This window comes from Virgisporangium aliadipatigenens, assembly GCF_016863615.1.
GTDB classification, from domain to species: Bacteria; Actinomycetota; Actinomycetes; order Mycobacteriales; family Micromonosporaceae; genus Virgisporangium; species Virgisporangium aliadipatigenens.
This window is the reverse complement of sequence record NZ_BOPF01000035.1, coordinates 47,944-71,679: the sequence shown is the minus strand read 5'-3', so window position 1 is coordinate 71,679 and position 23,736 is coordinate 47,944. Positions and strand designations below refer to the sequence as shown.

Sequence of the window (23,736 nt, the reverse complement as noted above, 5' to 3'; positions counted from 1 at the left end):
CCGGGTGTCCTCTGTGGAGGCTCCGGCGGACATGCGGGCAGAGCGACGCGCGCCACGGCTGGCGAGCGACTGGGGTGTGTTCGGTAGCGACCGGCGACCACGCCGGGACGCTGCGGGGTGCGGCTACCGGGAGACCGGTGCCGCGTCGAGCCAGTGCCGGCTCGTGTGCCACGGGCGGGGTGGCAGGGACACCGGGCGGGCACCCGGTTCGGGGGTCGGTGGCGGGGGGACGGTCGGTGCGGTGGTGTGCCCGGCGGCGATGTCGCGCAGCCGCACGGCGAATTCGTCGTGGGTGCGCGCGACGACGTGCGCCCGGTGGGCGTGCGGGATCCGGTGGTGGTTGGCGGTGTGGCAGATGTCGCGCGGCGTCAGACTGCGCGCGGCGTCGGAGGCGAGGAAGTCGGCCCAGGACCGGGCGAGGGCGCGCAGGCCGTGCGGTGAACGGGCCGACAGCAGCAGGGTGCGTCGCGCGCCGTCGTCCCGCGGCGATGCGGTCGGCGGCGCGGCGGTCAGGACGAGGTGGACGTCGGTGCCGGTCATGCCCTGGCCGTTGACGGCGACGACGGCCGGCCGGCCGGTGTCGGGCAGCGGCGTCGGCGTGGTCGGCACCACCAGGGGCACCGCCGTCCAGTCGACGTCGGTCCGGGGGCGGGTGTGGTGCAGGCTGACCGGGACGAGCCCGTTCTCCAGGCAGAGGACCGCCTTGGCCAGCCCCGCCAGGCCCGCCGCGGCCTCCGGGTGGCCGATGTTGCTCTTGAGGGAACCGACGAGGCACGGCCGCCCGGCGCGTCCCGGCGCGAGCACCTCCCGCAGCGCCGCCAGTTCCACGGCGTCGATGCCGGTGCCGGTGCCGTGCGCCTCGACATAGTCCACAGTGGACGGTTCGAGGCCGGCGTCCGCATAGGCCCACCGCATCGCGCGCACCTGCCCGCGCACCGACGGCGCGAACATCCCGGGCTTGTCGCGCCCGTCTTGCGCGACAGCGGTGCCGCACAACACCGCGCGGACCGGGTCCCCGTCGGCGAGCGCCGCCGCGAGTGGTTTGAGCACGACGCACACCACCCCGTCGCTGCGTACGAAGCCGTCGGCGGACGCGTCGGCGAACTTGCACCTGCCGTCCGCGGCCAGCACCCCGGCCCGGCCGAACGCGATCGCGCCGGCCGGGGCGAGCACCAGGTTGGCCGCGCCGACGATCGCGGTGCTGCTGTCGCCGCAGCGCAAGCTGCGCACGGCAAGGTGTACGGCCACGCCCGACGAGGCCTGGGCGCCGTCGACGAGGAGGCTGGGGCCGTGCAGGTCCAGCGCGTACGACAGTCGTCCGGCGGCCATCCCGCGCTGGGCGCTGCCGGCGAGCACCGCGAGGTCCACTGTGGACGGATCGGGGCCGTACAGGTCCCAGTAGTCGCTGTGCCCGAGGGCGACGAACACCCCGGTCCGGCTGCCGGCCAACCGTTCCGGCAGCAGCCCGGCGTCCTCCACCGCCTCCCAGGCCGTCATCAGCAGCAGGCGCTGCTGCGGGTCCATCGCGTCGGCCTCGTCGGCGGCGATGCCGAAGAAGTCCGCGTCGAAGCCCGCGACGTCGTCGAGGAACCCGCCCCGACCGCCGGCGTGGACCGTGTCGGCGACGAAGCGGGACGCCGGCACCTCGCCCACCGCGTCGCGCCCGGCGAGCAGCAGCTGCCACAACTGCTGCCCACCGTGCGCGCCCGGCAGGCGAACGCCCATCCCGATGACCGCGATCGGCTCACCGGCCGATCGGCCCGATCCGCCCATGCGCTCGTCCTCCCCCATGACTCTCCCCCGTCTGCCGCGGCGCGGAGCGTCCGCGCCGGTGGCCGGTCAGCGTTGGCCGACGGCCTGCGACCACACGTGCCACGGCCGCCCGGCGACCCAGTCGGCCAGCGGCGTGGCCACGACCCCGACCTCGTCGTGCAGCACCGTCCGGTCGAGGTCGTACAGGTGCCGGCCGTCCTCGGTGCCGGCCCAGCGGTACAGCCCGGCGACCCCGGCCGCCGCGTCCGCGCCGATCGCGTGCGCCAACCCGTTCTGGAAGTCCTCGACGTCCAGCGGCAGGTAGCGCACGTCGCGGCCGAGCGCACGGGCGAACGCCGCCGCGAGTTCCGGACCGGTGACCACGTCGGCGCCGCCGATGTCGAGCACCCGGCCGGCGAGGTCGGGACGGTGCAGCGCCGCGTCCACGGCGGCGGCGAGGTCGTCGTGCGACAGCCACGCCACGCGCCGGTCCGCCGGCAGCGGGTACGCCAGCACGCCGTGGTCGACGACCGCCGGACCGGGGCCGGGCGTGAACAGGTTGTCCAGGTAGACCGGCGGGCGCAGGACGACCACGTCGACGCCGGCCGCCCGCAGGATCGCCTCGGCCGCCCGGCGGGTCTCGAACGCCGGGTAGGGCGTCACGCCGGCCGGCACGGTGGTGTTGGTGTTGAAGACCAGCATCCGCACCCCGGCGGCGCGGGCGGCGTCGGCGATGTTGCGGGCGTAGCCGGTCACGAGGTCCTCGTCGTACACGAGCGGCAGCGTGACCGCGGCGTGCGTGATCCCGTCGAACGCCTCGCGCACAGCCGCCTCGTCGGCGAGGTCGCCGGTGACGAGGTCGACGCCGGGGATCGGCTCCGACGGCTTCCGGCGGGCGAACCCGCGCACCGGAGCACCGCGGCGGGTCAGCGCCCGTGCGATGGCACCGCCCTGGGCACCCGTCACACCCAGTACGAGGTACCGGTCACCTGGTTTGTCATCGGTCATGGTTTCAGTCCTTCCTGAGGGCCGTCCGGGACGGCGGCGGTTGCGAATGCGCGATCGGTCGGGGGGACGCGGAGCGCCCAGGACAGCGCGGCGGCGCCCACCGCGACCACGGCCCCGAGCAGGAACGCCGCCCGGACGCCGTCGGTCAGCGCCACGGCCTCGGCCGGTGACAGAGCCCGGGCCGAGCCGACCGCCGGTGCCTCGTGCGCGGCGACCACCGCCGCCATGACGGCCAGCCCCAGCACCGCGCCGAACTGCTGACTGGTGTTGATCAGCCCGGAGGCGAACCCGGTCTCCTCGGGCGGCACCTCGGCCGTGGCGGCGATGTTCGTGGTGATCGACACCAGCGGCAGGCCGACGGCGATCACCAGGGTCGGCCCGAGCACGTCACGCACGTAGCCACCGTCGACGCTCAGCCGCGACAGCCAGGCCATCCCGATCGCGACGAGCGCGAACCCGGCCACCGCGACGGTCCGCAGCCCGAAGTTGGACAGCAGCCGGTCAGCCGTTGCGGCAACGGCGATCACCAGCAACGACAGCGGCAGCAGCCCGAGCCCACCGCCGAGCGGGTCGTGCCCGCCGACCGCCTGGAGGTGCACGCTGACGAAGAAGAACATCGGGAACAGTACGGCCTGCCCGGCCGCGGAGAGCAGGTTGGCCAGCCGTACCGCGGGCCGGCGCAGCACGCTCGGGCTGACCAGGGGCTGCGCGCTACGACGTTCGACCGCGATGAAGACCAGCAGCAGGACGGCCGCGACCAGGCCGGCGACCAGTGCCCGCGACGAACGCCATCCGCTCTGCCCGGCGGTGACCAGCGCGTACGCGGAGAGGGCCAGGGCGGCGGTGATCGTCGCGGCGCCGGCGACGTCGAAGCCGCGCCCGGTGCGGCGCGCACCCGCCGCCGGCACCACCCGCACCGTGGCGGCGATCAGTGCCAGGCCGGCGAGCACGTTGAGGACGAAGATGGAGCGCCAGCCGAACCAGTCCGTGAGCACGCCGCCGAGCACGGTCCCCACAGCGCCGCCGGCGCCGGCCATGGCCGCGAAGACGCCGAGCGCACGATGCCGTTCCGGACCGTCCGGGAAGATCGACAGCACCAGGGCGAGCGCCGCCGCGGCGGCCAGCGCGGCGGCGGCGCCCTGCAACGCCCGCGCGGCGATCAGCCAGCCCGCCGCGCCCGCCACCGACCCGAGCGCCGAACTGCCGGCGAGCAGCACCAGCCCGGCCAGGAAGACCCGGCGGCGCCCCAGATGGTCGGCGAGCTTGCCGCCGAACAGCAGCAGCCCGCCGAACGCGATGAGGTACGCGTTGGCCACCCAGGACACCTCGGCCGGTGACATGCTCAGGTCCTCGCCGACGGAGGGCGCGGCAACGTTGACGATCGCCGTGTCGAGGATGAGGACGAACTGCGTGCTGGCGAGCACGGCGAGGGTCCGCCAGCGGTCGGGCACCGGCGCGGTCATGCCACGCCGTAGGGGACGTCGTCGAGCCGGTAGCCGTCGAGGCAGGTCTGCGCGAGCCGTTCGCACAGGTCGGGCCGGCCATCGCGGACGATGGCGGGCAGGTAGACGTGCGGCGCGCCGTGGTAGAAGCGTTCGTACTGTTCGTGCCTCGAGGCGAACTCCGAGCCGAGCGCGTCCCACGCCAGCTTCAGCAGCTTGATCCGCCGTTCGGCGGGGTGCTCGGGCGAGCGCACGTACTTGCGCAGCAGCGGCCCGAGGGTCGGGTGCTGAAGGTCGTAACCGGAGGCCGGCAACTGGATCAGTCCACCGCCGGCCAGCAGTTTCACCTCGGCCAGCACCTTCGGGTAGAGGTCACCGGCCATCGCCCGGTGCGCGGAGGCGATCTCCCTGTTGATCATCACCCCGGTGCCGCCCTCGACCGGTTCGCATTCGGTCTCGGCGGCGATCAGCATCGAACGGGCGATGTTGACCCAGCCGAGGATCCGGCCGATCTGCGTCTGCACCGGCGGCAGCTGGTAGGTGTTGTTGGCCTTGGCGATGAGGATCGCCAGCCCGGCCAGGAACTCCAGTTTCGTCCAGAACCGGGTCGCCGCCTGGTGCACGAAGTTGTTGTAGGCCGGCGTGGCCCACCACTGGCGCAGGCTCGCCTCCACGTCGCGGTAGACGAGGACCCGTTCCCACGGCACGAAGACGTCGTCGCAGACCAGCAACGCGTCGTTCTCGTCGAAGCGCGACGACAGCGGGTTGTCGAAGACGCTGCGCGCACCGGCCTCGTACGAGGTGCGCGACACGAACTTGAGGCCCGAGGTGTCCAGCGGGATCGAGAAGCTCACCGCGTGCGCGATGTCCTGCGGCGCCAGCGGTTCGATGGTGCCGACGATGACCTCGTCGCCGAAGACGGCCGCGGTGCCGATCATCTTGGCGCCGCGCACGGTGATCCCGCCGTCGTGCTCCTTGACGACCCGCAGCACCAGGTCGTCCTCCTCCTGCTCGGCGGCCGAACGGGTGCGGTCGATCTGCGGGTTGGTGATGGTGAACGCCTGGTACAGGTCGCCGAGCGCCATCCGCCGGTGGTAGGCGGCGACGTTCTCCCGACCGTCGAAGGTCTCCCCGTTGAACACCTCGGGCAGCGCGGCGAACCCGGCGATGCCGGACGCCATGTAGTCGGGGGAACGGCCGAGGAAGCCGAAGCTCGCCTCGGACCACGTCTTGTAGGCCCGCCGCCGCGCCACCAGGGCGGCGTGGTCGGTGGGGATGACGAAGGCGCGGTGGACGTCGGTGCCGCTGTCGGTATCCGGAACGGTCAGCACGGGCGCCGACGCGGCCTCGTGGGTCAGGTCGTACAGGGCGGCTATGGAGCGGGCCGTGTTGCGAAAGGCCCGGTGTCTCGTGATGTCGTGCACCGGCTCACCGTCGAGCCAGATCTCGCGACCGTCACGCAGGGACTCCAGGTACTGCTCACCGGTACGGGTCATGGTGTGACGCACTCCTTCGCAGGCTGGTGGAACGGGGTGTGCCGGAGGGATCTCAACGGCCGTCGAGGGCGTCGGCCCAGGATCGGCGTTGCCGCGGCGGCTGGTAGGGCGACGGCGCGTTGGCGGCCGTCACGTCGCTGCCGCCGAGCAGGGCGTAGCGGTGGACCGCCTCGGCGAACTCCTGCCGGGGCAGCGCCGCACCGCCGTCCGGTGCGTGGCGGTGCGCCAGCGCGATGACGATTTCGGGGCCGAGTTCACGGCCGGCGCGTTGCAGCCGGGTGGCGGTCGCCCGCCGGTCGGCCTCGTACGCGGCGAACGCCGTCACCGGCTCCCGGTGCGAGACGACCGCATGGGCCAGGGCACGGGCGTCGAGGACGGACTGGGTGGTGCCGTTGGAGCCCATCGGGCACATGGCGTGCGCGGCGTCGCCGATCAGCGTCACCGGCCCGAACGACCAGCGCGACAGCGGATCACGGTCCACCATCCGCTGGCGGTACACCGACGGCGTGGCGGAGATCAGCGCACCGACGTCCAGCGACCCGAACTCCCAGCCGCCGACCGCCGGCAGCAGCGACTCCGGCGGCACAGGGCCGTCCGGTTCGGCTCGGCGCGGGTCGTCACCCAGCCGGGCGACGGCCCAGTTGGTGCACAGCCGGCCGTGCTCGTCGGGCTCCGGCCGCATCGGGTAGGCGATCACCTTCCAGGTGTCGTCCCCGCCGATGACCATCGAACGGCCGCCGCCGAACGGGGGCGCCCACACCGTGCCGCGCCACACGGACTGCCGCTGCCACACCGGTGGGCCCTCGTCGGGGTAGAGCACTGCGCGCACCGCCGAACGGATGCCGTCGGCGCCGATCAGCGCGTCGGCCTCGACGGTGGCGGTGGAGCCGTCGACGGTGCGCACGGTGGCGCGCACCCGCCCGGCGGCGGTGGTGGTGAAGCCGGTCAGCCGCGTGCCGGTGCGCACGGCGGCGCTGCCGAGCCGGGCCCGCACGGCGGACAGCAGCAGCATCTGCAGCCGGCCCCGGTGCACGGAGAACTGCGGCCAGCGGTGGCCGGCCGCCCGGCCGCGCGACTCGCGCCACAGAACGTGGCCGTGCCGGTTGTAGTAGCGCAGTTCGGACGTGGCGACCGAGATCCGCGCGAGTGCCGGATGCAGGTCCAGGGCGGCCAGTTCGCGCGTGGCGTTGGGCAGCAGGTTGACCCCGGCACCGGCGGGCGCCATCCGGTCGACGGCCTCGAACACGGTCACGTCGCGCACGCCGGCCGCGTGCAGGCTCAATGCGGCGGTGAGACCGGCAATGCCACCGCCGATGATCAGGTATTGCACCGCGCCCCCGCACGTCGGTTCTTCCTCACGATGGACCGTCGGTAAGCGGCCCATCACGTTGCCTTGGAAGCCTGTCTCGCGAGATCGGTATAATCAATAAAGCTTTCGCCCGTCTCACTTAAGGATCGTCCATGCAGAGCCATGACACCTTGAGCGAACTCCTTAAGCCCATGCGACTGAGCAGCGTGTTCTACAGCCGGTGGACGGTCCGCGGCCCGTGGAACGTGCAGGGTGATGACGACGAGTGCGCGGTGATGCACTACAGCCTCCGCAACGGCTGCTACGTCACCATCGACGGCCGGCCGCCGGTGCCCGTACCGGAGGGCACGCTCGCCGTCTTCCCCTACGGCACCGCCCACACCCTCGGCGACGGCACCGACTGTCCGGCGACGCCGCTGCAGGAGCTGCTGCCGCACCGGCGGGCCGGCACCGCCACGTCCGTGCGCATCGGCGACGAGGGGCCGGCCACCGAGCTGATCTGCGCCAGCCTGCGGTACGGGGTCGCCGGCGAGCCGCCCCTGTACCGCGCGCTGCCGTCGGTGATCGTGCTCAACCAGACGCTGCTCTCGCAGGAGCCGCTGCTGCTGTCGACGTTGCAGTCGCTGGCGCCCGAGACGGAACGCGCCGGACCCGGCACGCAGTTGGTCACACTGCGGGCGTTCGAGATGGTGTTCGTGCTCGCGCTGCGGGTCGCGCTGGAGAGCCTCAGCGACGACTCGTCCGCCCTACAGGCGTTGCACCACCCGGGAATCAGCCGCGCGCTCGCCGCCATCTACGGCGAATTCCAGGAGCCGTGGACGCTCAATTCGCTGGCCCGCACCTCGGGCATGTCACGCTCGGCGTTCGCGAAGACGTTCCGCAAGCTGATCGGCGAGGGGCCGGCACAGCATCTGACGCGGCGGCGGATCCGGGAGGCCGAACGGCTCCTCACCGACACCAGCACGCCGCTGAACGAGATCCCGGAGCTGATCGGCTACCAGAGCACGGTCGGGTTCCACCTGGCGTTCCGCAAGTCGGTCGGGGAGCCACCCGGCAGCTACCGGCAACGCCGCCGGGCCGCCGTCTCCTCGTGACGGCCGATCCCGGGAGGCACGGCGCGGCTGCCCAGTGCCGCCCAGGCGTCCACGACGGGGGCCGTACCAAGATCGGTGCTTCCGGCATCTCGGTCAGTAGCTCTCGGCGGTCGGCGCCGGCCGCGGGTATGCCGGTTCTGCTGTCGGGGTCCATGCGGCCGGTGGAGCCGTTGTGCAGCTGATTCCGGGAGCTGATTTTGAAGCGGCGCAGTGCCGGGACGATGCGCGCGTACGCGCATACGGCGTTGATGCTGCTGCGGTTCCTGCACGCGCGTGGGCTGGACCTCGTGTCGGCTCTGAGCGAACCGACCGGCCATCGCGCTGACCGGACACCGGCGACGCCGCCGCGGTCGCGTGGGCAGGAGCTGACGTCGACCGGAGCGGCGCGTGCCGGTGTGTTCAGGCGCGCAGTTCGGGGAAGTGGTCGTCGCGCCATTCGCCGGGCCGGTCCGCGGCGTCTCCCCGATCGCTTTCGCGGGCCCGCAACTCGACGCGGCGGATCTTGCCCGACAGGGTCTTGGGCAACGCGGCGAACTCGATACGGCGCACCCGCTGGTACGGGTTCAGCTGTTCGCGGGCGTGCCGCAGGATCGACAGCGCGGTCTCCTTCGACGGCTCGTAGCCGGGTCCCAGCACGATGTACGCCTTGGGCACGGCCAGGCGGATCGGATCCGGCGCCGGAACGACGGCCGCCTCCGCGACGGCCGGGTGCTCGATCAGGACGGACTCCAGCTCGAACGGGCTGATCTTGTAGTCGCTGGCCTTGAAGACATCGTCGGTGCGCCCGACGTAGAAGATGTAGCCGTCCTCGTCGACGGTGGCTATGTCCCCGGTGTGGTAATAGCCGCCGGCCATCACCCCGGCGGCGCGGTCGGGATCGCCCTGGTAGCCCTTCATCAACGACAGCGGTCGGCGGGCCAGGTCGAGGCAGATCTCGCCTTCGCCGGGTCCGGTGAGCCGCTGCCCGTCGACCGGATCGACCAGCACCACCGGAACCCCGGGCAGCGGCCGGCCCATCGACCCCGGTTTGACCGCGGTTCCGGGTACGTTGGCGATCTGCGCGGTGGTCTCGGTCTGCCCGAACCCGTCGCGGATGGTCAGGCCCCAGGCCCGGTGGACGCGGTCGATGACCTCCGGGTTGAGCGGTTCGCCGGCGCCGATTGCCTCCCGCAGTCCGTGCGGTCGTTCGCCAAGGTCGGCCGTGATGAGCATCCGCCAGACGGTCGGCGGCGCGCAGAAGGTGTTGACGCCGTGTTCGCGCAGCCGGCGCAGCAGGGCGGCGGCGTCGAAGCGGGCGTAGTTGTAGACGAAGATCGTCGCCTCGGCGATCCACGGGGCGAAGAAGCAGGACCAGGCATGCTTGGCCCAACCGGGCGACGAGATGTTGAGGTGTATGTCGCCGGGCCGCACGCCGAGGAAGTACATGGTCGGCAGATGCCCGACCGGGTACGACACCTGGGTGTGCTCGACCAGCTTCGGCCGCGAGGTCGTGCCGGAGGTGAAGTACAGCAGCAGGGTGTCGTCCACCGCCGTGCGCGGGTGCGCCACCGGTGCCCAGTCCTGTGCGGCCGCTTCGCGTAGGTCGGCCCAGCCGCCTGCCGGTCCCACGCTGATCCGGGTGACGGCGCCGGGCACGGTCCGCAGCCGCTCCGTGTCGGCGGCGTTGCAGATGACGTGCCGTGCGCCGCTGCGCGCGATCCGGTCGGCGAGGTCGGCCGCGGTGACGGCGGTGGTGGTCGGCAGGATCACCGCGCCGAGTTTCATCACCGCCAGCATCGACTCCCACAGCTCGACCTGGTTGCCGAGCATCAGTACGACCGGGTCGCCCTTGGCGACGCCCCGGGCCGCCAGCCAGGTGGCGAGCCGGTCGGAGGCACGCGACATCTCGTCGTATGTGCGCGTGGTGACGGAGTCGTCCGCTTCGACGATCACGAGCGCCGGACGCCCGTTGTCCCGGGCGATCGCGTCGAACCAGTCGACCGCCCAGTTGAACTCGTCACCGAGCTGCGGCCACCGGAACTCCGCGACCGCGCGCGCATAGTCGCCCCGCAATGACAGCAGTTGGTCCCGGCTGGTCCGGTAGGCACCTGTCACGTCCATCGGGTCTCCTCACTCGGATCCACGATCACGGTCGGCCGGACGCCGCCGTTTCACCGGCCGAGCATCGCCGGACCCCGCGTGCCCGAACACCCACGTACGGGGGTATCCGGATTCGGAGGTCAGAGCACGCCGAAGAGTCGCGCCGCGTGGACGGCCGCCGTCCGGTTGGGTGCGTCGAGCTTGCGCATGGCGCTGCGCAGGTACGCCTTGACCGTCTCCGGGCTCAGTCGCAGTTCCGCGGCGATCTCGAGGTTGCTGGCCCCGACGGCCACCAGCCGCAGCACTTCGCCTTCACGGGCGGAGAGCCGGCGCCCGTCGCGGACGGCGGGTGCCCGCACCTGCGGGCACGTGGCACTGAGTTCGCGACGGAGGTGTTCCAGCCGGTGGCGAAGCGCCTCGTCCCGGGTCCGGCGGATGATGCCGGCCAGCTCGTCGATCGCGGCCGGGGTCAGCGGCCGCGCCCCTTCGTGGTGCCCGGAGCGCTCGGCCTCCCGCTCGATGCGGGCGGCGACGACGCCGGTGGCCCGCATGGCCCGATCGCCGATCGGCTGTCCGTCGCGGACCGCCCCGTAGAGCACTGCCCGCACGACGCCCCCGACCAGGACCGGGACGGCGCAGATGGAGGTGAGCCGCTCGTCGCCGACCACCACGTCGTCGTAGTCGTGGGTGATCCTGTCGGCGCGGGCGTAGTCGTCCACCCGGTACGGCCGGGCGTCTCGGATAACGGTGCCGCCCAGGCCCAGGCCGGACGGGACGCGCAGCCCTTTCAGGGAGGTGCCGAGTGTTCCGCTCAGCCGGGTGATCTCCAGCTGGCGGCCGGTCGCCGCCGCGTGGGTGGGCCCTGCGAAGACCACCGGAAGACCGGTGAGCCGATGGACGCTGTGCAGGGCCTCGGGCAGGGCCCGCTCGACCACCGCGCCCACGCTGCCGTCCAATGAGACCCCCACCGCTTCGGGTGTACCGGCCCGCCGATCTCACGCTCGCGAGACGCGCCGACGGGGGTCACCTGTCATTCGTCGCGAAGAATGTGACCAGTGACCTCGATCCGGGGGCAGTATGTTTCGGCGTCGCCACAGCGTCAAGCACGTCGGGGTACGCCGGCCGGGGCGATCGCGAGGACCCCAGGAGTAGTCGCCCGAATGAGAAGTGATCTAAGGCGCTACGGGCCCGGGCACATGGTGTTGGTTGTCGCCGGCCCAGGAGATGACGTCGGCCAGCGGGCGAGCGGGTGGTGCGGGCACGAAGTTGCGAGCGTCGTCGATGCTCCCGGTGCCGTCGTACCGGGCCCTCGTGGGGTAGGCGAAGACCGGCCGGGTGCGCTGCACTGCGCCCGCCTGGTCGCGGAACTGAGCGGTGATCGACTGCGGGGCGGCACCCTTCTCGACCCACCGGATGAGGGCCGGGAACGGGTCGAACTCGTTGAGGCGGTCGCCGCCGAGGCAGTGGTATGCGCCCGGCACCATGAACACTCGTGCGTACTGCTGGGTCGCGTGCAACCCGCCGTCCCGCTGCCACAGCCGCTGGTAGTAGTCGAGTGTCCCGACCGGTGGAATGACCTGGTCGCTCCAGCCGTGCCACATGATCAGCTTGCCGCCGGCACGACGGAACTCGCTCAGGTCGGTGTTCATCGCGTTGCCCTTGACGGCCTCGGCGGTTAGCCGGTCAAACTCCTCGACGCTGAAGTCGAAGTCCTCGATCGAGGAGTGCGGGGTGCCTATCGGGTAGCCGGCGTAGCGCAGGTAGTTGTCGGCGAGCATGATGTTGAACGCGCCGCCGTAGCTCGGCTTGGGGATGATCCAGCCGTCCCATGCCAACTCCGAGCCGACCGGTTGACCGCCCGGGTACAGCCGGCGGCCGGCCGCGTCGGTCGGTCCCGTGTAGAGCCGGCGGGCCGCCTCGACCTGGGTCGGTGTGAGGCAGCCGGGCAGTTCGGCGCCCTGGCAGGCGATGGTGCTCGGATCGAACCGGCATGCCCGGGGGTCGTCGATCTGGCCGTCGACCAGTCCATCGCCACTGTCGCAGGCGGCCAGCGCCGCGTCGTGCAGGGCGGGGAGCTTCTGCGCGGTGATGATCGGGGCGCCGTCGGGACCGGTGTTGGAGCGGGCGACCCAGGTTTCGTACACCCCGAGCAGGGCTCCCACCGCGTGCGCCGGCCCGCGGGCGATCAAGCCGTCGAAATCGTGTGGGTAGCGCTGCGCCAGCAGCATCGCCTCCCGGCCGCCGTTCGAGCAGCCGCTGAAGTAGGACGTGCGTGGCGGTGCACCGTAGTACCGCGCGATGACCCGCTTGGCCACGACCGAGACCGCGTGCGGGGCCCGGAACGACCAGTTGTCCCTGGCGGCCTGATCGTCAGCGGCCCAGCGGCCGTCCACCCACCGGAACGTCGTGTGCCCGACATGGCCGTCGTCGGTCGTGGCCACCGCGACGTCCCGGCCGGGAATGCCGCCACACTCCGGGAACACCGGTGCGGTCAGTTCACCGCAGAATCCGGAACACCCGTACTGCAGGTACCTTCCTCCGTAGGTCTTCGTCGGCAGTTGCAGCCGGAACTGGATGGTGCCCTCGACATATCCCCGCACGTCGCAGTACTCGGGCGCGTCCCCGGTCGCGGCCGTTACCGTGGCCGAAGTGACGTGCGCGGCCGCACCCGGCGCCCGGAGATCACCGGCCAGTTCCGCGCAGGGACGCACCGGTCGCGGCGACGACGTGGTGGGCGCCGCGACCGGTGGCACTCCCAATCCGACGATGGTGGCCAGTGCGGCAACCGCCACGGCGAACACAGCCGGCACGACTCATACCCCCAGCTTCGGCAACGTCCCAAGAAACGATCAAGCGCGAACGCTCCCGCGGCAAGGCAAACAAGGACATTGGCGTCCGGGTCTGGTGAGATCCCTCAATCAACCGTCGCCTATGAGGGCCGCACCAGGCTGGGTCAGCCACAACTTTTCGTGGCCGCCGCGGGCGTGGCTGGACCAGGTCGTGCCGGCCGCCGACCCACCCTCATAAACGCCGACCTCATCCGCTCCGCCCGCGACCTGCTCCCCAACCCAGAAGCCTCCCCCTACAACCCGACCCCGACCTACGCGAACTCCGCGCGGCCGGGCGGGCCCACGCGCTGACCGCATGATCCACCTGCCCCGCCGGCTACGCGGCCGGCCCCGCCTCCCGCTGACGGGTGCGGCAACTCACCGAGGTCGCGGGCATGTCCCGAACCGTCTTCAAGCGACAGTTCACCGGGCTGCTCGGCAAGCCGCTCAATGCCGGCGCGCCGGCAGCACGAGCAGGGTGATGGAGTTGGCCGGGTACGTGGCACTGATCGTGCCGCCGGTCACCGGGAGGTCGGCGCCGCGCGCGATGGCGGCCAGATCGGCCGGGCCGTAGGTGAACCGCTGGGCCTTGCGGTTGGCGTGGAACCCGGCGATCGACAGGGGCGAGGTCAGGTCGGTGCCGGTCTTGTTGACCACCATGAGGGTCAGTGCCTTGTCGCGCAGGCGCTGCGCGCCGTACTCGTCGGCCATCGCCGCGTCGAACTCACCGGTCATCGCGCTGAGCGCCGCATGCAGCTCCTCGCGGCCGGCGCAAAGCGCGTCGGCCAGGTCCTCGGTGAACAGGTAGTCCACGAACACCGCCACCGTCGGCAGCACCAAGGTCCGCTCCGACGCCGTCACGGACACCGCCCGGGGGAACCAGTCGAGCAACGCCTCTGCGAGATCGGCCGGGGACCACCGGCACAGCAGCCCGTCGCCGTCAGCCCAGCGATGCTCCACCAACGCCTCGACCACGAACGGGTCGACCTCCCGGCCGCGTATGCGAGCCCACCGGGTGAACGACTCAACCAACCGATCCCGCGCCGGATAGAAAACCTCCTCCGGTGCGTGGGTGTAAACCATGCGCACGCCCGAGCACGCTACCTGGAGTAAGACTGCGATCTTCGCGCCCGCACCTGGAACCAGCACGGTACCGGCTGCAACTGCGGCAGCGGCGGCGGCGGCCGATCCGAAGTGGAACCGGTCCGGAGTCCCGTGGCACACCTTTACCACAAGGGAAACTATCGGAAACTTCAGCAGGCCACGCCGCATCGGACCCGCGCGGCGTCTTTCACTAAGCCGGTCGGTCGCGCTGACGCCCTACCGACCTTGATCTTCTCCGAGACTTGAGGACGGAGTACGGCTTGCCTTTCGTGCGTTCGAACGATATCGATCTTTGTTACGAGACGTTCGGTGATCCAGCAGACCCGGCCATGCTGCTCATCATGGGCCTGGGCGAGCAGATGATCGCTTGGCCCGACGGATTCTGTGCTGGCCTCGCCGCCCGCGGCTTCCACGTAATCCGGTTCGACAACCGCGACATCGGCCTCTCGACCTGGCTGGACGACCTTGGCCAGGTGGACGTACCCGCGTTGTTCGCCGGTGACCTGTCATCCGTGCGGTACGGGCTGTCCGACATGGCCGCCGATACTGCCGGTCTGCTTGGTGCGCTCGGCGTGCGCCGAGCGCACCTGGCCGGTGTCTCGATGGGCGGCATGATCGCCCAGTTGGTGGCCGTCGAGCGGCCCGACCTCGTGGCCAGCCTCGCCTCGATCATGTCGACCACCGGCGATCGTTCGGTCGGGCAGAGCACGCTCGACGACGTTTCCCTACTGATGCCCAGGCCCGACGCCGACCGCGACGCCGCGATCGCCGCGGACGCCTCCCTGTACCGCCTGATCGGCTCGCCCGGCTTCGAGATCAGCGACGAGTACCTGGTCAGCTTCGCTACCGCGAAGGTCGACCGCGCCTACCATCCGGCCGGCACGGCCCGGCAGTTCGCCGCGATCGTCGCGGCTGCGGACCGGACCCCGAGCCTGCGCACTCTGAAGGTGCCCACCGTGGTCATCCACGGCGAGGCCGACCGCCTGGTTGACGTGAGCGGCGGACGGGCAACGGCCACGGCGGTCCCCGGCGCCGAACTGATACTGATTCCGGGCATGGGCCACGACCTGCCTGAGGGCGCCTGGGGTCGGATCATCGACGCCATCACCACCAACGCCGCCACCGCCTGACACCCAAGCAGAACAGCTGAAGCGGCCGGCCGCAGACCCGCTGTGCAGTAGCGAGCGGCCCGAGCACCGAGTACGCAACCGACCCGCCATGGTACGCAGCGCCGCACTGTGTAAGGCAGCGCTATTGCGTAGTCGCGTCTGGCGGCTCGGACGATGTCGGGTTCGCCGTTGCCTCGGAAGCCGATGGCGGTGTTTTCGTAGGACGGCGGCGACGGCGGGTCCGTTGCCGGCACGGGCCCGGTGCGCGCCTTGTCCGGGAGTCACGTCGCGTACCCGGTGCGGCCGGTTCTCGATGTGCCACTCCAGCCGTGCCCGGTCCTGGAGTTGGTCGGGCCGGGCTGGTCGGGCCGGGCGTGCTCGGCGGGCGACGAGATGACCAGGTAGGCGGGTCTCGCGGCTGGTCTGCCAATCGATAGTGCGGGTTCTGGTGACCGCACGGCCTGTTCGGCGTGCGGGATCTGCGGTCCGTCCGGCTCGATCCAAAGCATCGAAGACGAGGTCGGCGACTCCGACTCGGCCGCGCCGATCACTCAGCCGGTGGTCCTGAGCAGGTAGGCCACCACGTCGGCCGCGGAGTAGTCGGCGCCGGCCGCGGCCAGCTGCGGCAGGCAGTTCAGGTCCTGGCCGAGGGTGAGCAGCGGCGGTTCCACCGTACCGTCGGGCCGGCGCTGGCCCGCACCGGCCGAGGCGACCAGCCCGTTGCACAGGCAGCGGCTGCCGACGGTGTCCTCGATCGCACCGCCCCTGCGGACCTACTCGTCGACCTGCTCGGCCGGACAGCGGTAGCCGACGCCGCCACCGTCGCGCCGGAACCATCGTTGATCCACTTCCAGGTCGGCTAGGATCGCCGGTGTGCTGACCATGGTGGTGCCGCGGGTGAGCGCAGCGGGTGTTTCCGCATGCGAGGTGGTGCCGGAGGTCGCCTACGCTGGGGCGGCACGCACTGCGGGCACCGCCTCGGGCTGACGGTGGGCTGGCACTTCAAGGGCGTCTACACCGTCGGTGCGCGGGTGGCGCGACAGTGGTTCACCCGCGACGATCTCGTGCGTGGCACGTGGGCGCACATCGCACCGGCCGACGCCCCCGACGCTCTCCTGCCGCGGGTCGGCCTTCTGGTGGTGCACGGGTTCGGCCCGTCGCTCTATCGCAACGAGGTTCCATGGGACGCGTTCGCGCCGCGTGATCCGCCACGTGAACCGCCCTGCCTGCCGGCGGACCTGTACGCCTTCCACCGCCCACCGTCGGCGCTCGTCGGCTGGATGATGGAGTTCACCCGGGACACCGGGCTGCCGATCGCGTTGTACCAGTGCGAGATGAGCGGTGGCATCGACGTCGAGACCGCCCTCGTCTGCGACGCCGACGGGATTACGCTGACCGTGCGCGGTCCGCGGCGCTTCAGGCAGTGGCGCGACGGCCATTGGGAGCGGGCAAGGCGCGATCCGTTGCAGACCATGCTCCGGGCGCTCTGGGCGCGGCCGGACGGCTGGGTGTTCCCGCCGCACGAGCGTCCGTTCGACAATGCGCTGCGTGTGCCGGTGGACGTGCTCCGGCGCCGGAGCATTCACGTCGCCGCGCTCGTCGGCGACGGCCTCGCCGTTCGCAACCTGCTGGCCCACCGCGTCCTTGACGCGCGGCACACCGCCGAAGTGCTCGCGGCCGCGGCAGCGAGCGGGAGTGTCGAAGCGGTCGGGCTGCTGCTCGCGCACGGCGCACCCGTCGATGTGCCGGAGCCGGTGGGGTATGCCGCGAATCCTGACTGCGCGGCGGAGTTGCTCGAGGCCGGCGCCGGCCTCGACGGTGCGCTGGCGCGCGTCGCCGGGCACGGATTCGGCGCGACCGCCCGATACCTCGTCGCTCGTGGCTCCGCTGTGGACTTCCGTGCCGGTGGCCACCGTCTCTGGTTCGCTGCCGCCGCTGGCGGCGTCGGTTGGCTGGTCGACCGCGCGCTCGCGGAGGGTGTCGACATCGACGCGACCGACGGCTGGCAGGGCTCCGCCCTCGCGGCCGCCGCAGGGGCGGGTCAAGTGTCGATCGTGGACCGGTTGCTCGCCGCGGGCGCTGTCGTCACGTCGGAGTCGGTCACACACGCGGCGCGGGAGGGCAGGATCGTGGTCCTCCGCACTCTCCTCGACCACGGCGGCGACCCGAACTCCCAGAGCCTGCAGGGCACGGCACTGTACCAGGCCGCGTGCGGCGGCTTCCGTGACACCGTCGCGCTTCTCCTCGACGCCGGCGCCGACCCCGCGGCTGCTGCCAGCGGCTGCGGGGTGGCGCTGGCCGGCGCCTGCCACGGTGGGAACATCGAGGTGGTCGAACTGTTGCTGGCCGCCGCGCCCGGCCTCGTAGATGCCACCGGGGCCAGCGACATGACGCCTTTGTGGCAGGCTGTGGGACACGGCGATCAGGCCATCGTCGACATGCTGCTCGCGCACGGCGCCGACCCCGAAGCGTCGACGCGGTGGGGCTACCGGCTCTCCGCGTATGCCGCCCGGCAGGGCGTGTCGCTTGCGACCGGCTCAATCCCGGCCGGGCCGGTCCCGATAAGTCCGGTGTCCCACCCGGCGAGCCGCCGGCGGGTTCCCCGGAGAGCCGATTGAAGCTGCCCAGGCTGTCGCCGCATCAGCTGGATGCCGGCGATCTGCGTGGGACACCGGACCACGGGTGCCGCCAGCTGGATCGGACCATCGAATCGCAGCAGTTACTGGATCGCCGCCGGGACCATGTCCGGTTCCTCCCGCGGCAGCTGGAGCTGATCCGGATGATCCAGCAACGCCTGGAGCCCGCCGCCGAGGAGACGGACGTAAAGGGATCAGGAGGTCAGGAGGCGGATACAGGCGTCGTGGCCGTGCATCTCGGCCAGGTCGAGGGCGGTGCGGTTCTGGCCGGGAACCAGGGGGTCGGTCGGGGCGCCGGCGGCCAGCAAGATCTCGACGAGGTCGGCGTGGCCGCGGTCGGCGGCCAGGTGCAGGGGCGTGATGCCAGAGGCGTTGGCGACGTCTACGGGTTGGCCGGCGGCGATCAGGGCACGCAGGATCTCTGCGTGGTTGCCCAGCACGGCCCGCTCTACGGCCTCGGGTGGCGGGACATGTCCGTGGTCGAGGCACCACCGCACCAGCGTGGCCGAGCCGCCGGACAGGGCGACGGACACGAGCGGCTGGTCGGCGCCGGAGACGTCGGCGCCGCGGTCGATCAGGGCCAGTGCGGTGTCGGTGTGGCCACCGAGCATGGCGAAGTGGACCGGGCCGAAGGTTTGTAGGCGGACGGTCGGGTCGGCGCCGGCGTCGAGCAGGCGCAGGCACAGGTCGGTGGCGCCGCGGTCGGCGGCCAGCAGCAGCACCGCGGTGCCGGTGTCGTCGGCGTGGTCGACGTCGGCGCCCAGGTCGACGAGCGCGGTTGCGGCGGCGAAACGGCGACGGCCGACGGCCCGGTACAACGCTGGACCGTCCACTGTGGACCCGTGTGCGGCCAGGCACCGCACCAGCTCCGGCAGGTCGGCGTCGACGGCGGCGTCGAGGGCGCCGTCGATCGGGGCGCCCAGGCCGATCAGGTGGGAGGCGGCGTCGGCGTGCCCGGCCCGGACGGCGGCCAGCAGCGCGGTGTCGCGGCGCCAGTCCGGGCCGGCGGCGACGACGGTGTCGATGAGTTCGAGGTCACCGCGCGCCGCGGCAAGGTCCAGGACGGTGCGGCCGGCGCCGTCCTCCAGGTGCTGCCCGATCGGCTTGTCCGCCTCCAGCAGCAGGGCGAGCGCCTCGCGGTGGCCGCCGAGAACCGCGCAGTGCAGTGCGAGGTCACCGTCGACGTCGGCGAGCATCGTGGGGACGTTGGAGTCGAGCAGGGAGCGCAGCCGGTCGAGGTGGCCCAGCCAGGCCGCGTGGCACCAGGGCAGCCCGCCGCGCACGGAGAACTGTCCGTCGCGGTAGAGGAAGGCCTTGTCGAACGCGGCCGACGAGTCGGGTTCGTAATGGCCGGTCGGCTGCTCGCCGAACGGTTCGGTGTCGCCGAGCAGCCACCGCAGCGCCTGCAACCGCTCGGACGCCACGCGCAGCACGTTCTCGCCGGCCTCCAGCATCCACGGCTCGCACGCCCGGATCGGCACCCGGCCGTCCCGGACCGGCCAGTCGTCCTCCGCCGGTTCGGCGTCGACACCGTCGGGCAGCACCAGCCGCCACCCGCCGGGCTGCGCCGACTCGTCGTCGCGGGCGATCTCCATGACGGACGCATCCAGCGACAGGTCCCCGTCGATCAGCGGCAGATCGGCGGGCGTCAGCACGGTCAGGTACGGGTTGTCCTGAACCCAGCGGGCCAGGTTCAGCCGTTCCACGCCGATCGAGCGCAGGCGCATCCGCCAGTAGACGGCAAACCACCGCTCCCGCTCCCGAACCACCTCGGCCTCAGGCCGTAGCCGCACCGGTGCGTCGGCCTCGCCGTCGAGCTGGGCGCGGATCTTCGCGTCCGCGGGGAAGTCGGGAACCGCCTGCATCAACGACACCTGGCCGCCGACCGGCAGTTCCGTGCGGTCACCGACCGCCCAACGCAGCGCCAGGAGCGCCTCGCTACGCCAGGTGGCGTCGGTGATCTGCCGGTACGTCGGGTCGGTGCCGAGGAGGAACGCCCGCTCGGCCGGCAGCAGGTCGACCTCCAGCCCGAACGTGCGCAGCCGGGCCCGGTTCCGGTCGGGGTCCAGCCGGTTGCCGTTGTCGGCGCTGAAGCCGTCGAGCACCACCCTCGACAGAACCAGCATCCGTCGGAGCACCGCGCGAGCGTCCCTGATCGTCACGAGCGGGGATCGTAGGTCACCGCCGCCACTCGACCGGCCCCGGACCTGACGCGGCCGGCCGCTCTGCGAGACTCTCCGGTCATGGGATCCATCGGTGCCAGCATCGCAACCACCGGTGACGGCGACCTCGCAGCGGCCAGGCGGGCGGTGTGGAAGCTGGCGTACGACTTCGCCGCCTCATACGCGTACCGGCTGCCGGCCGCCCGGGAAACGTTCGAGTACCTCGACAACAACGACCCGTGCGCCGGTCCCGACACCGCCCTCGACTGGTGGTTCAAGGACCTCGCCGGATGCTGCGGTCGGTCGGCGAACCTGTGGCTGCACTGGGTCCGGTTGGCGATCGCCGTGGAGTGGAACCGGGTGGTAGCGGTCGCGGCGCGGCACGGTGTGACGGTCACCGCCGACCGCCCGCCGCGCCCGGCGGCGAACCCCCCGTTCGTGCTGCTGCGCGGCGACGTGTGGTCGGCCGGGGCGAGCGGCCTGTGGGGCGACGACCGGCACCTGCCGCTGACGGACCTCGACGCACCGGAGCTCGCGGCGTATGAAGCCGCCCGCGCCCTGTGCGCCTGCCCGCTCTGCCCGCGGCTGCGTCCCGACCCGGACGTCGAGGCGGCCATGGTGGCGCGCATGTCCGCCGACGACGCGTGGTACCTGTCGCGTACCGAGCGCAAGAGCCCGCAGACGCTGGCGGCCATCGTGCGGGCGGCGCCGCGGATCGACCCGTACGGCGATGCCGTGGCCGCCGTGCGCCGCTACGCCCGTGAGTTGCCCGGTGCCTGGGAGACGCTGATGGCCCTGGCGGCCGAGCCGGGTGGTGGGCTCGCGTTCGACGGCCTGCTAAACCTGGTCACGGACCGCCCGCCCGCCGACCGCGCCGCCCTCGAGGCCTTGATCCGCGAGCGCGGCGCCGAGTCCGCCGACGACCTGCTGTGGGAACTGTCGCAGCTGTGAGCCGGCGGCTCCGCCAGGATGTGTGCGGCAACGCCGTCAGGTCGCGAGGCACGGCCGAACGACGGTCCGTTCACCCGGCGGCCACTGGTTCGCGGCGCGGCGCGGAGTCATCCGAACCGGTACCCTCGGGCCTCCAACGTCTGCCGGAGCGCGCGCAGCGCGTGGAACATCCGCGACTTCACGGTGCCCTCGGGAATTCCGAGCACGCGCGCCGCCTCCGGCCCGGAGCGATCCCGCAGGTACACCTCGACCAGCACGCCACGCAACCGGTCGGGCAGGGTCGCCAGGGCCGCCCGCACCTCGGCCACGTCGATCGCACGGTCGAGCGCGTTGTCCGGATCGACGAACTCACGCACCGGTTCGGTCGGCCGGACGGCCCGCATGTGGTCGATCGCGAGGTTCCGCGCCACCGCGAACAGCCACGACCGGCGCCACCGGCCGTCCGGCGCCCGTGCCTCCGGGTGCCGCCACGCGCGCAGCAGCGTCTCCTGGACGATGTCCTCGGCGCGGTGCTGGTCGCCGTGCGTCAGGCGCAGGAGGTATCGCAGCAGCGGGGTCGTGTGGTCGCGGTACATCTCGCGCAACGCGTCGTCCGCGCCCACCGGTCGCAGCAACCCGTGTGCGGCCCCGCAACTGTTGCCGATGGCATCCCTCATGTCCCCGTTCCCCCCGCGATCCGTGGTGTCGGGCCAGGCCCTCAACGGACGTCGAACTCCACCAGCGAGTACCCGGGGCCGGAAAGCCGGGTGCTCGCCGTCATCCGCACGAACCGGCCGGTGAGCAGAGGTAGGTTCACGACGGCCGTCCCGCCGGAGCCGTTGCCGGTCGACCAGACGGTCAACCAGTTGTCGCCGTCGTCGGAAATCTCGACGCGGTACCGGCTCGCGTAATCGCGTTCCCAGGTGAGGCGGATCTCCGAGAGGGCCCACGCCTCATGGAGATCGATCGTTATCCACTGCGGATCGGGTGCTCCGCTCGTCCAGCGGGTCGCGGGATCACCGTCGATCGCGTTGCGTGGCGCCCGGGGCCCTTCCGTGCTGGATGCGCTCGCCGTGCCGCTCAGCGCGAGGTTGCGCCGCTCCGGGTTGGCACGGCCGGTGGCGGTCGGTGCCTTGACCGGAAAGGACGGTGCCGCGGCGGCGGGCGCCGGTGGCGACGGGGTCCGCTCCGGGGCGACCGAGGTGCACCCGATGGCCACCGAGCCGGTCCTGCCGAGGAGGACCGCGGCGGTGCCCAGGACGGCCGCGAGCACCGAGACCAGCACCGCGGCGACGGCCGCCCGCGACGCCGGCCGCGCCGCCCGGAGTCCGCGCCGGCGCGGTGACGCGGATCCGGTGCCGGACACCATGGTCACCCCGTGGCGCACCGCGTCGACGTCCCCGGCAGCGGAACCGGGCCCGGCGGCCGCCGTGGACGACGTGTGCCCGGCGATCCGGGGCCGGACGAGCAGCCACCCGGAGCCGCCGCGTTCCGGCGGGACGTCGGTGACCCGGTCGCCGGGAATCATCAGGCGGGCGCCGAGGTAGTTCGCCAGGAGTTGGAGGTCGGCCGAACCGACCTCGGGCACGTCGAGGCGGATCAGGCGATCGCGGTGCACCCAGTCGGGGCGGCGCGCGGCGACCGCAACGGCCACGGACCACACGGACGAGGCCGTGCCGAAGAGCGCGAACGGATGTTCGCCACCGGGGCCGCGGTCGAGCAGCAGCTCCGGCCGGCCGCCCGCGTCGGCCGGAGCGGAACGCAGGTCCAACCAGGGCTGTTCGCCCAACGGCGGCAACGCGGCGGTGGCGGGCGCGGGTTCGTCGAGCAGGTCGTCGAGCCCGATCGTGTCGAACGACCCGCCGGACAGCGGCACCGGCCCGCGTTCCTGCCGGCCGGCGCGTCTCGGCCAAACCCCCGTCCACACCGCGGCACGCGGCCCACGGCTGAACACCGGCGTCTGCACCTGATCGGCGAGGCGGCGGCGGAAGTCGTCGGAAACGGGCTCACCGGCGCAGACCAGCAGCACCGGCCGGCCCTGCACCTGCCCGGTGCCGACCAGGCGTTCGCCCAGTTCGGCCGGATCCACCCGGTCGGGTCGCAGCACCACGGTGAGAAATCGGAAGCCCGCCCGCCACCACGCGGGCGGCCCGCTCACCTCGCCCACGAGGACGAGATCGGAGGTCGCCCGAATCGGCAGGCCTTGTCTGCTCACCTTGTTCTCCTCACCGTCCACCCGGGCAGGGGTCGTGACCGCGTCTCCACCTAAACGGCGGCGGCTGTCGCGGCGGTTGTACGGCGGCGATCGATTTTTCGACCGGACCGGTTACCTGCCCGGCCCGTGGCCGGCGGGCTCGTCGCGGCTGGCCAGGCGCAGGGCGACGACATACTTGGGCAGCTCGCGCAGGGCGCTTTCGAGCCGGCTCGGGGCGATCTGGTCCGCGAAGAGAATGTCGACCACCCCGTCCGCGATGCCGGGCGGCAGCAGTTCGACGCTCGCCGTCGGGCTGTGGCGCCACGCGTCGATCAGGAGCAGCCGCCCGCGGACCACGGCGAGAGTTCGCTCGATGTCGGCGATGAGCCGGTCGGCGCGCACCGAGTCCACCACGAAGCGGCCCTCGCGGGCGAGCCGCAGCAGAGTGTCACCCGCGAACCCGTCGCCCATCGGCCGTCTCCGCCTCTTCCGGGCCTCCGCCAGGATCAGTTCCGAGCACATCACCCGGCGGCCCGAAGGGCACCGTCCACGGCCCGAAGGTGCCCGTTCGCCGGCGGCATCGTGCCCTTCTT

The 23,736-nt window shown here is 72.3% G+C and carries 17 protein-coding genes; 4 read left to right on the top strand and 13 right to left on the bottom strand.

Annotated elements, in window-relative coordinates:
• Nucleotides 1-123: 123 nt before the first annotated feature.
• The 5 genes from Val02_RS36125 to Val02_RS36105 are packed head-to-tail and all read right to left on the bottom strand — an operon-like array spanning nucleotide 124 to nucleotide 7,028.
• A complete protein-coding gene (locus Val02_RS36125) occupies nucleotides 124-1,791 on the bottom strand; it encodes a polyketide synthase (protein ID WP_203903802.1) in 1,668 nt (555 codons plus the stop codon).
• A gap of 48 nt (nucleotides 1,792-1,839) precedes the next feature.
• Entirely contained in the window at nucleotides 1,840-2,760 is a 921-nt protein-coding gene (locus Val02_RS36120) for an SDR family oxidoreductase (RefSeq protein ID WP_203903801.1), read from the bottom strand.
• A complete protein-coding gene (locus Val02_RS36115; RefSeq protein ID WP_203903800.1) occupies nucleotides 2,757-4,223 on the bottom strand; it encodes an MFS transporter in 1,467 nt (488 codons plus the stop codon). The genes Val02_RS36120 and Val02_RS36115 overlap by 4 nt, the downstream gene beginning before the upstream one ends.
• Entirely contained in the window at nucleotides 4,220-5,698 is a 1,479-nt protein-coding gene (locus Val02_RS36110) for a 4-hydroxyphenylacetate 3-hydroxylase family protein (protein WP_203903799.1), read from the bottom strand. The genes Val02_RS36115 and Val02_RS36110 overlap by 4 nt, the downstream gene beginning before the upstream one ends.
• A 52-nt stretch (nucleotides 5,699-5,750) precedes the next feature.
• Complete coding sequence (locus Val02_RS36105) at nucleotides 5,751-7,028, bottom strand: FAD-dependent monooxygenase (protein ID WP_203903798.1); 1,278 nt, start codon at nucleotides 7,026-7,028, stop codon at nucleotides 5,751-5,753.
• Between the two features lie 131 nt (nucleotides 7,029-7,159).
• Here Val02_RS36105 and Val02_RS36100 point away from each other — a divergent pair, with 131 nt between their 5' ends.
• The gene (locus tag Val02_RS36100; RefSeq protein ID WP_203903797.1) at nucleotides 7,160-8,101 is read left to right on the top strand and encodes an AraC family transcriptional regulator; all 942 of its coding nucleotides are present in this window, start codon (nucleotides 7,160-7,162) and stop codon (nucleotides 8,099-8,101) included.
• A gap of 399 nt (nucleotides 8,102-8,500) precedes the next feature.
• Here the strand turns inward: Val02_RS36100 and Val02_RS36095 are convergent, their stop codons facing one another.
• The 4 genes from Val02_RS36095 to Val02_RS36080 form a co-directional block, all read right to left on the bottom strand.
• Nucleotides 8,501-10,201, bottom strand: coding sequence for an AMP-binding protein (locus Val02_RS36095; RefSeq protein WP_203903796.1), 1,701 nt, complete (start codon nucleotides 10,199-10,201; stop codon nucleotides 8,501-8,503).
• Between the two features lie 119 nt (nucleotides 10,202-10,320).
• Nucleotides 10,321-11,148 carry a LuxR C-terminal-related transcriptional regulator gene (locus Val02_RS47785; protein ID WP_239153601.1) on the bottom strand — a complete coding sequence of 276 codons (828 nt, stop codon included), beginning with the start codon at nucleotides 11,146-11,148 and terminating at the stop codon, nucleotides 10,321-10,323.
• A 204-nt stretch (nucleotides 11,149-11,352) separates the two neighbouring features.
• The gene (locus tag Val02_RS36085) at nucleotides 11,353-12,990 is read right to left on the bottom strand and encodes a tannase/feruloyl esterase family alpha/beta hydrolase (protein ID WP_203903795.1); all 1,638 of its coding nucleotides are present in this window, start codon (nucleotides 12,988-12,990) and stop codon (nucleotides 11,353-11,355) included.
• 465 nt (nucleotides 12,991-13,455) lie between these two features.
• Nucleotides 13,456-14,097: a hypothetical protein gene (locus tag Val02_RS36080; RefSeq protein ID WP_203903794.1), complete on the bottom strand. Its 642-nt coding sequence runs from the start codon at nucleotides 14,095-14,097 to the stop codon at nucleotides 13,456-13,458.
• 284 nt (nucleotides 14,098-14,381) lie between these two features.
• Between Val02_RS36080 and Val02_RS36075 the strand changes: the two genes are divergently transcribed.
• Together Val02_RS36075 and Val02_RS36070 are read left to right on the top strand one after the other, a co-directional pair.
• Complete coding sequence (locus Val02_RS36075; RefSeq protein ID WP_239153607.1) at nucleotides 14,382-15,242, top strand: alpha/beta fold hydrolase; 861 nt, start codon at nucleotides 14,382-14,384, stop codon at nucleotides 15,240-15,242.
• An 899-nt stretch (nucleotides 15,243-16,141) separates the two neighbouring features.
• Complete coding sequence (locus Val02_RS36070; protein WP_203903792.1) at nucleotides 16,142-17,839, top strand: ankyrin repeat domain-containing protein; 1,698 nt, start codon at nucleotides 16,142-16,144, stop codon at nucleotides 17,837-17,839.
• 212 nt (nucleotides 17,840-18,051) lie between these two features.
• Here Val02_RS36070 and Val02_RS36065 read toward each other — a convergent pair whose 3' ends face one another.
• On the bottom strand, nucleotides 18,052-20,019 hold the full coding sequence (locus Val02_RS36065) for a DUF4272 domain-containing protein (protein WP_203903791.1): 1,968 nt from the start codon (nucleotides 20,017-20,019) through the stop codon (nucleotides 18,052-18,054).
• 81 nt (nucleotides 20,020-20,100) lie between these two features.
• On the opposite strand from Val02_RS36065, the gene Val02_RS36060 reads away from it, so the two are divergent.
• Nucleotides 20,101-20,970, top strand: coding sequence for a hypothetical protein (locus tag Val02_RS36060; protein WP_203903790.1), 870 nt, complete (start codon nucleotides 20,101-20,103; stop codon nucleotides 20,968-20,970).
• Between the two features lie 107 nt (nucleotides 20,971-21,077).
• Here Val02_RS36060 and Val02_RS36055 read toward each other — a convergent pair whose 3' ends face one another.
• From Val02_RS36055 to Val02_RS36045, 3 genes are all read right to left on the bottom strand, one after another.
• Nucleotides 21,078-21,626, bottom strand: coding sequence for a sigma-70 family RNA polymerase sigma factor (locus Val02_RS36055; protein WP_239153600.1), 549 nt, complete (start codon nucleotides 21,624-21,626; stop codon nucleotides 21,078-21,080).
• Between the two features lie 41 nt (nucleotides 21,627-21,667).
• Nucleotides 21,668-23,164: a discoidin domain-containing protein gene (locus Val02_RS36050; protein ID WP_203903789.1), complete on the bottom strand. Its 1,497-nt coding sequence runs from the start codon at nucleotides 23,162-23,164 to the stop codon at nucleotides 21,668-21,670.
• Nucleotides 23,165-23,275: 111 nt separating this feature from the next.
• Entirely contained in the window at nucleotides 23,276-23,614 is a 339-nt protein-coding gene (locus Val02_RS36045) for a hypothetical protein (RefSeq protein WP_203903788.1), read from the bottom strand.
• Between the last annotated feature and the right edge of the window lie 122 nt (nucleotides 23,615-23,736).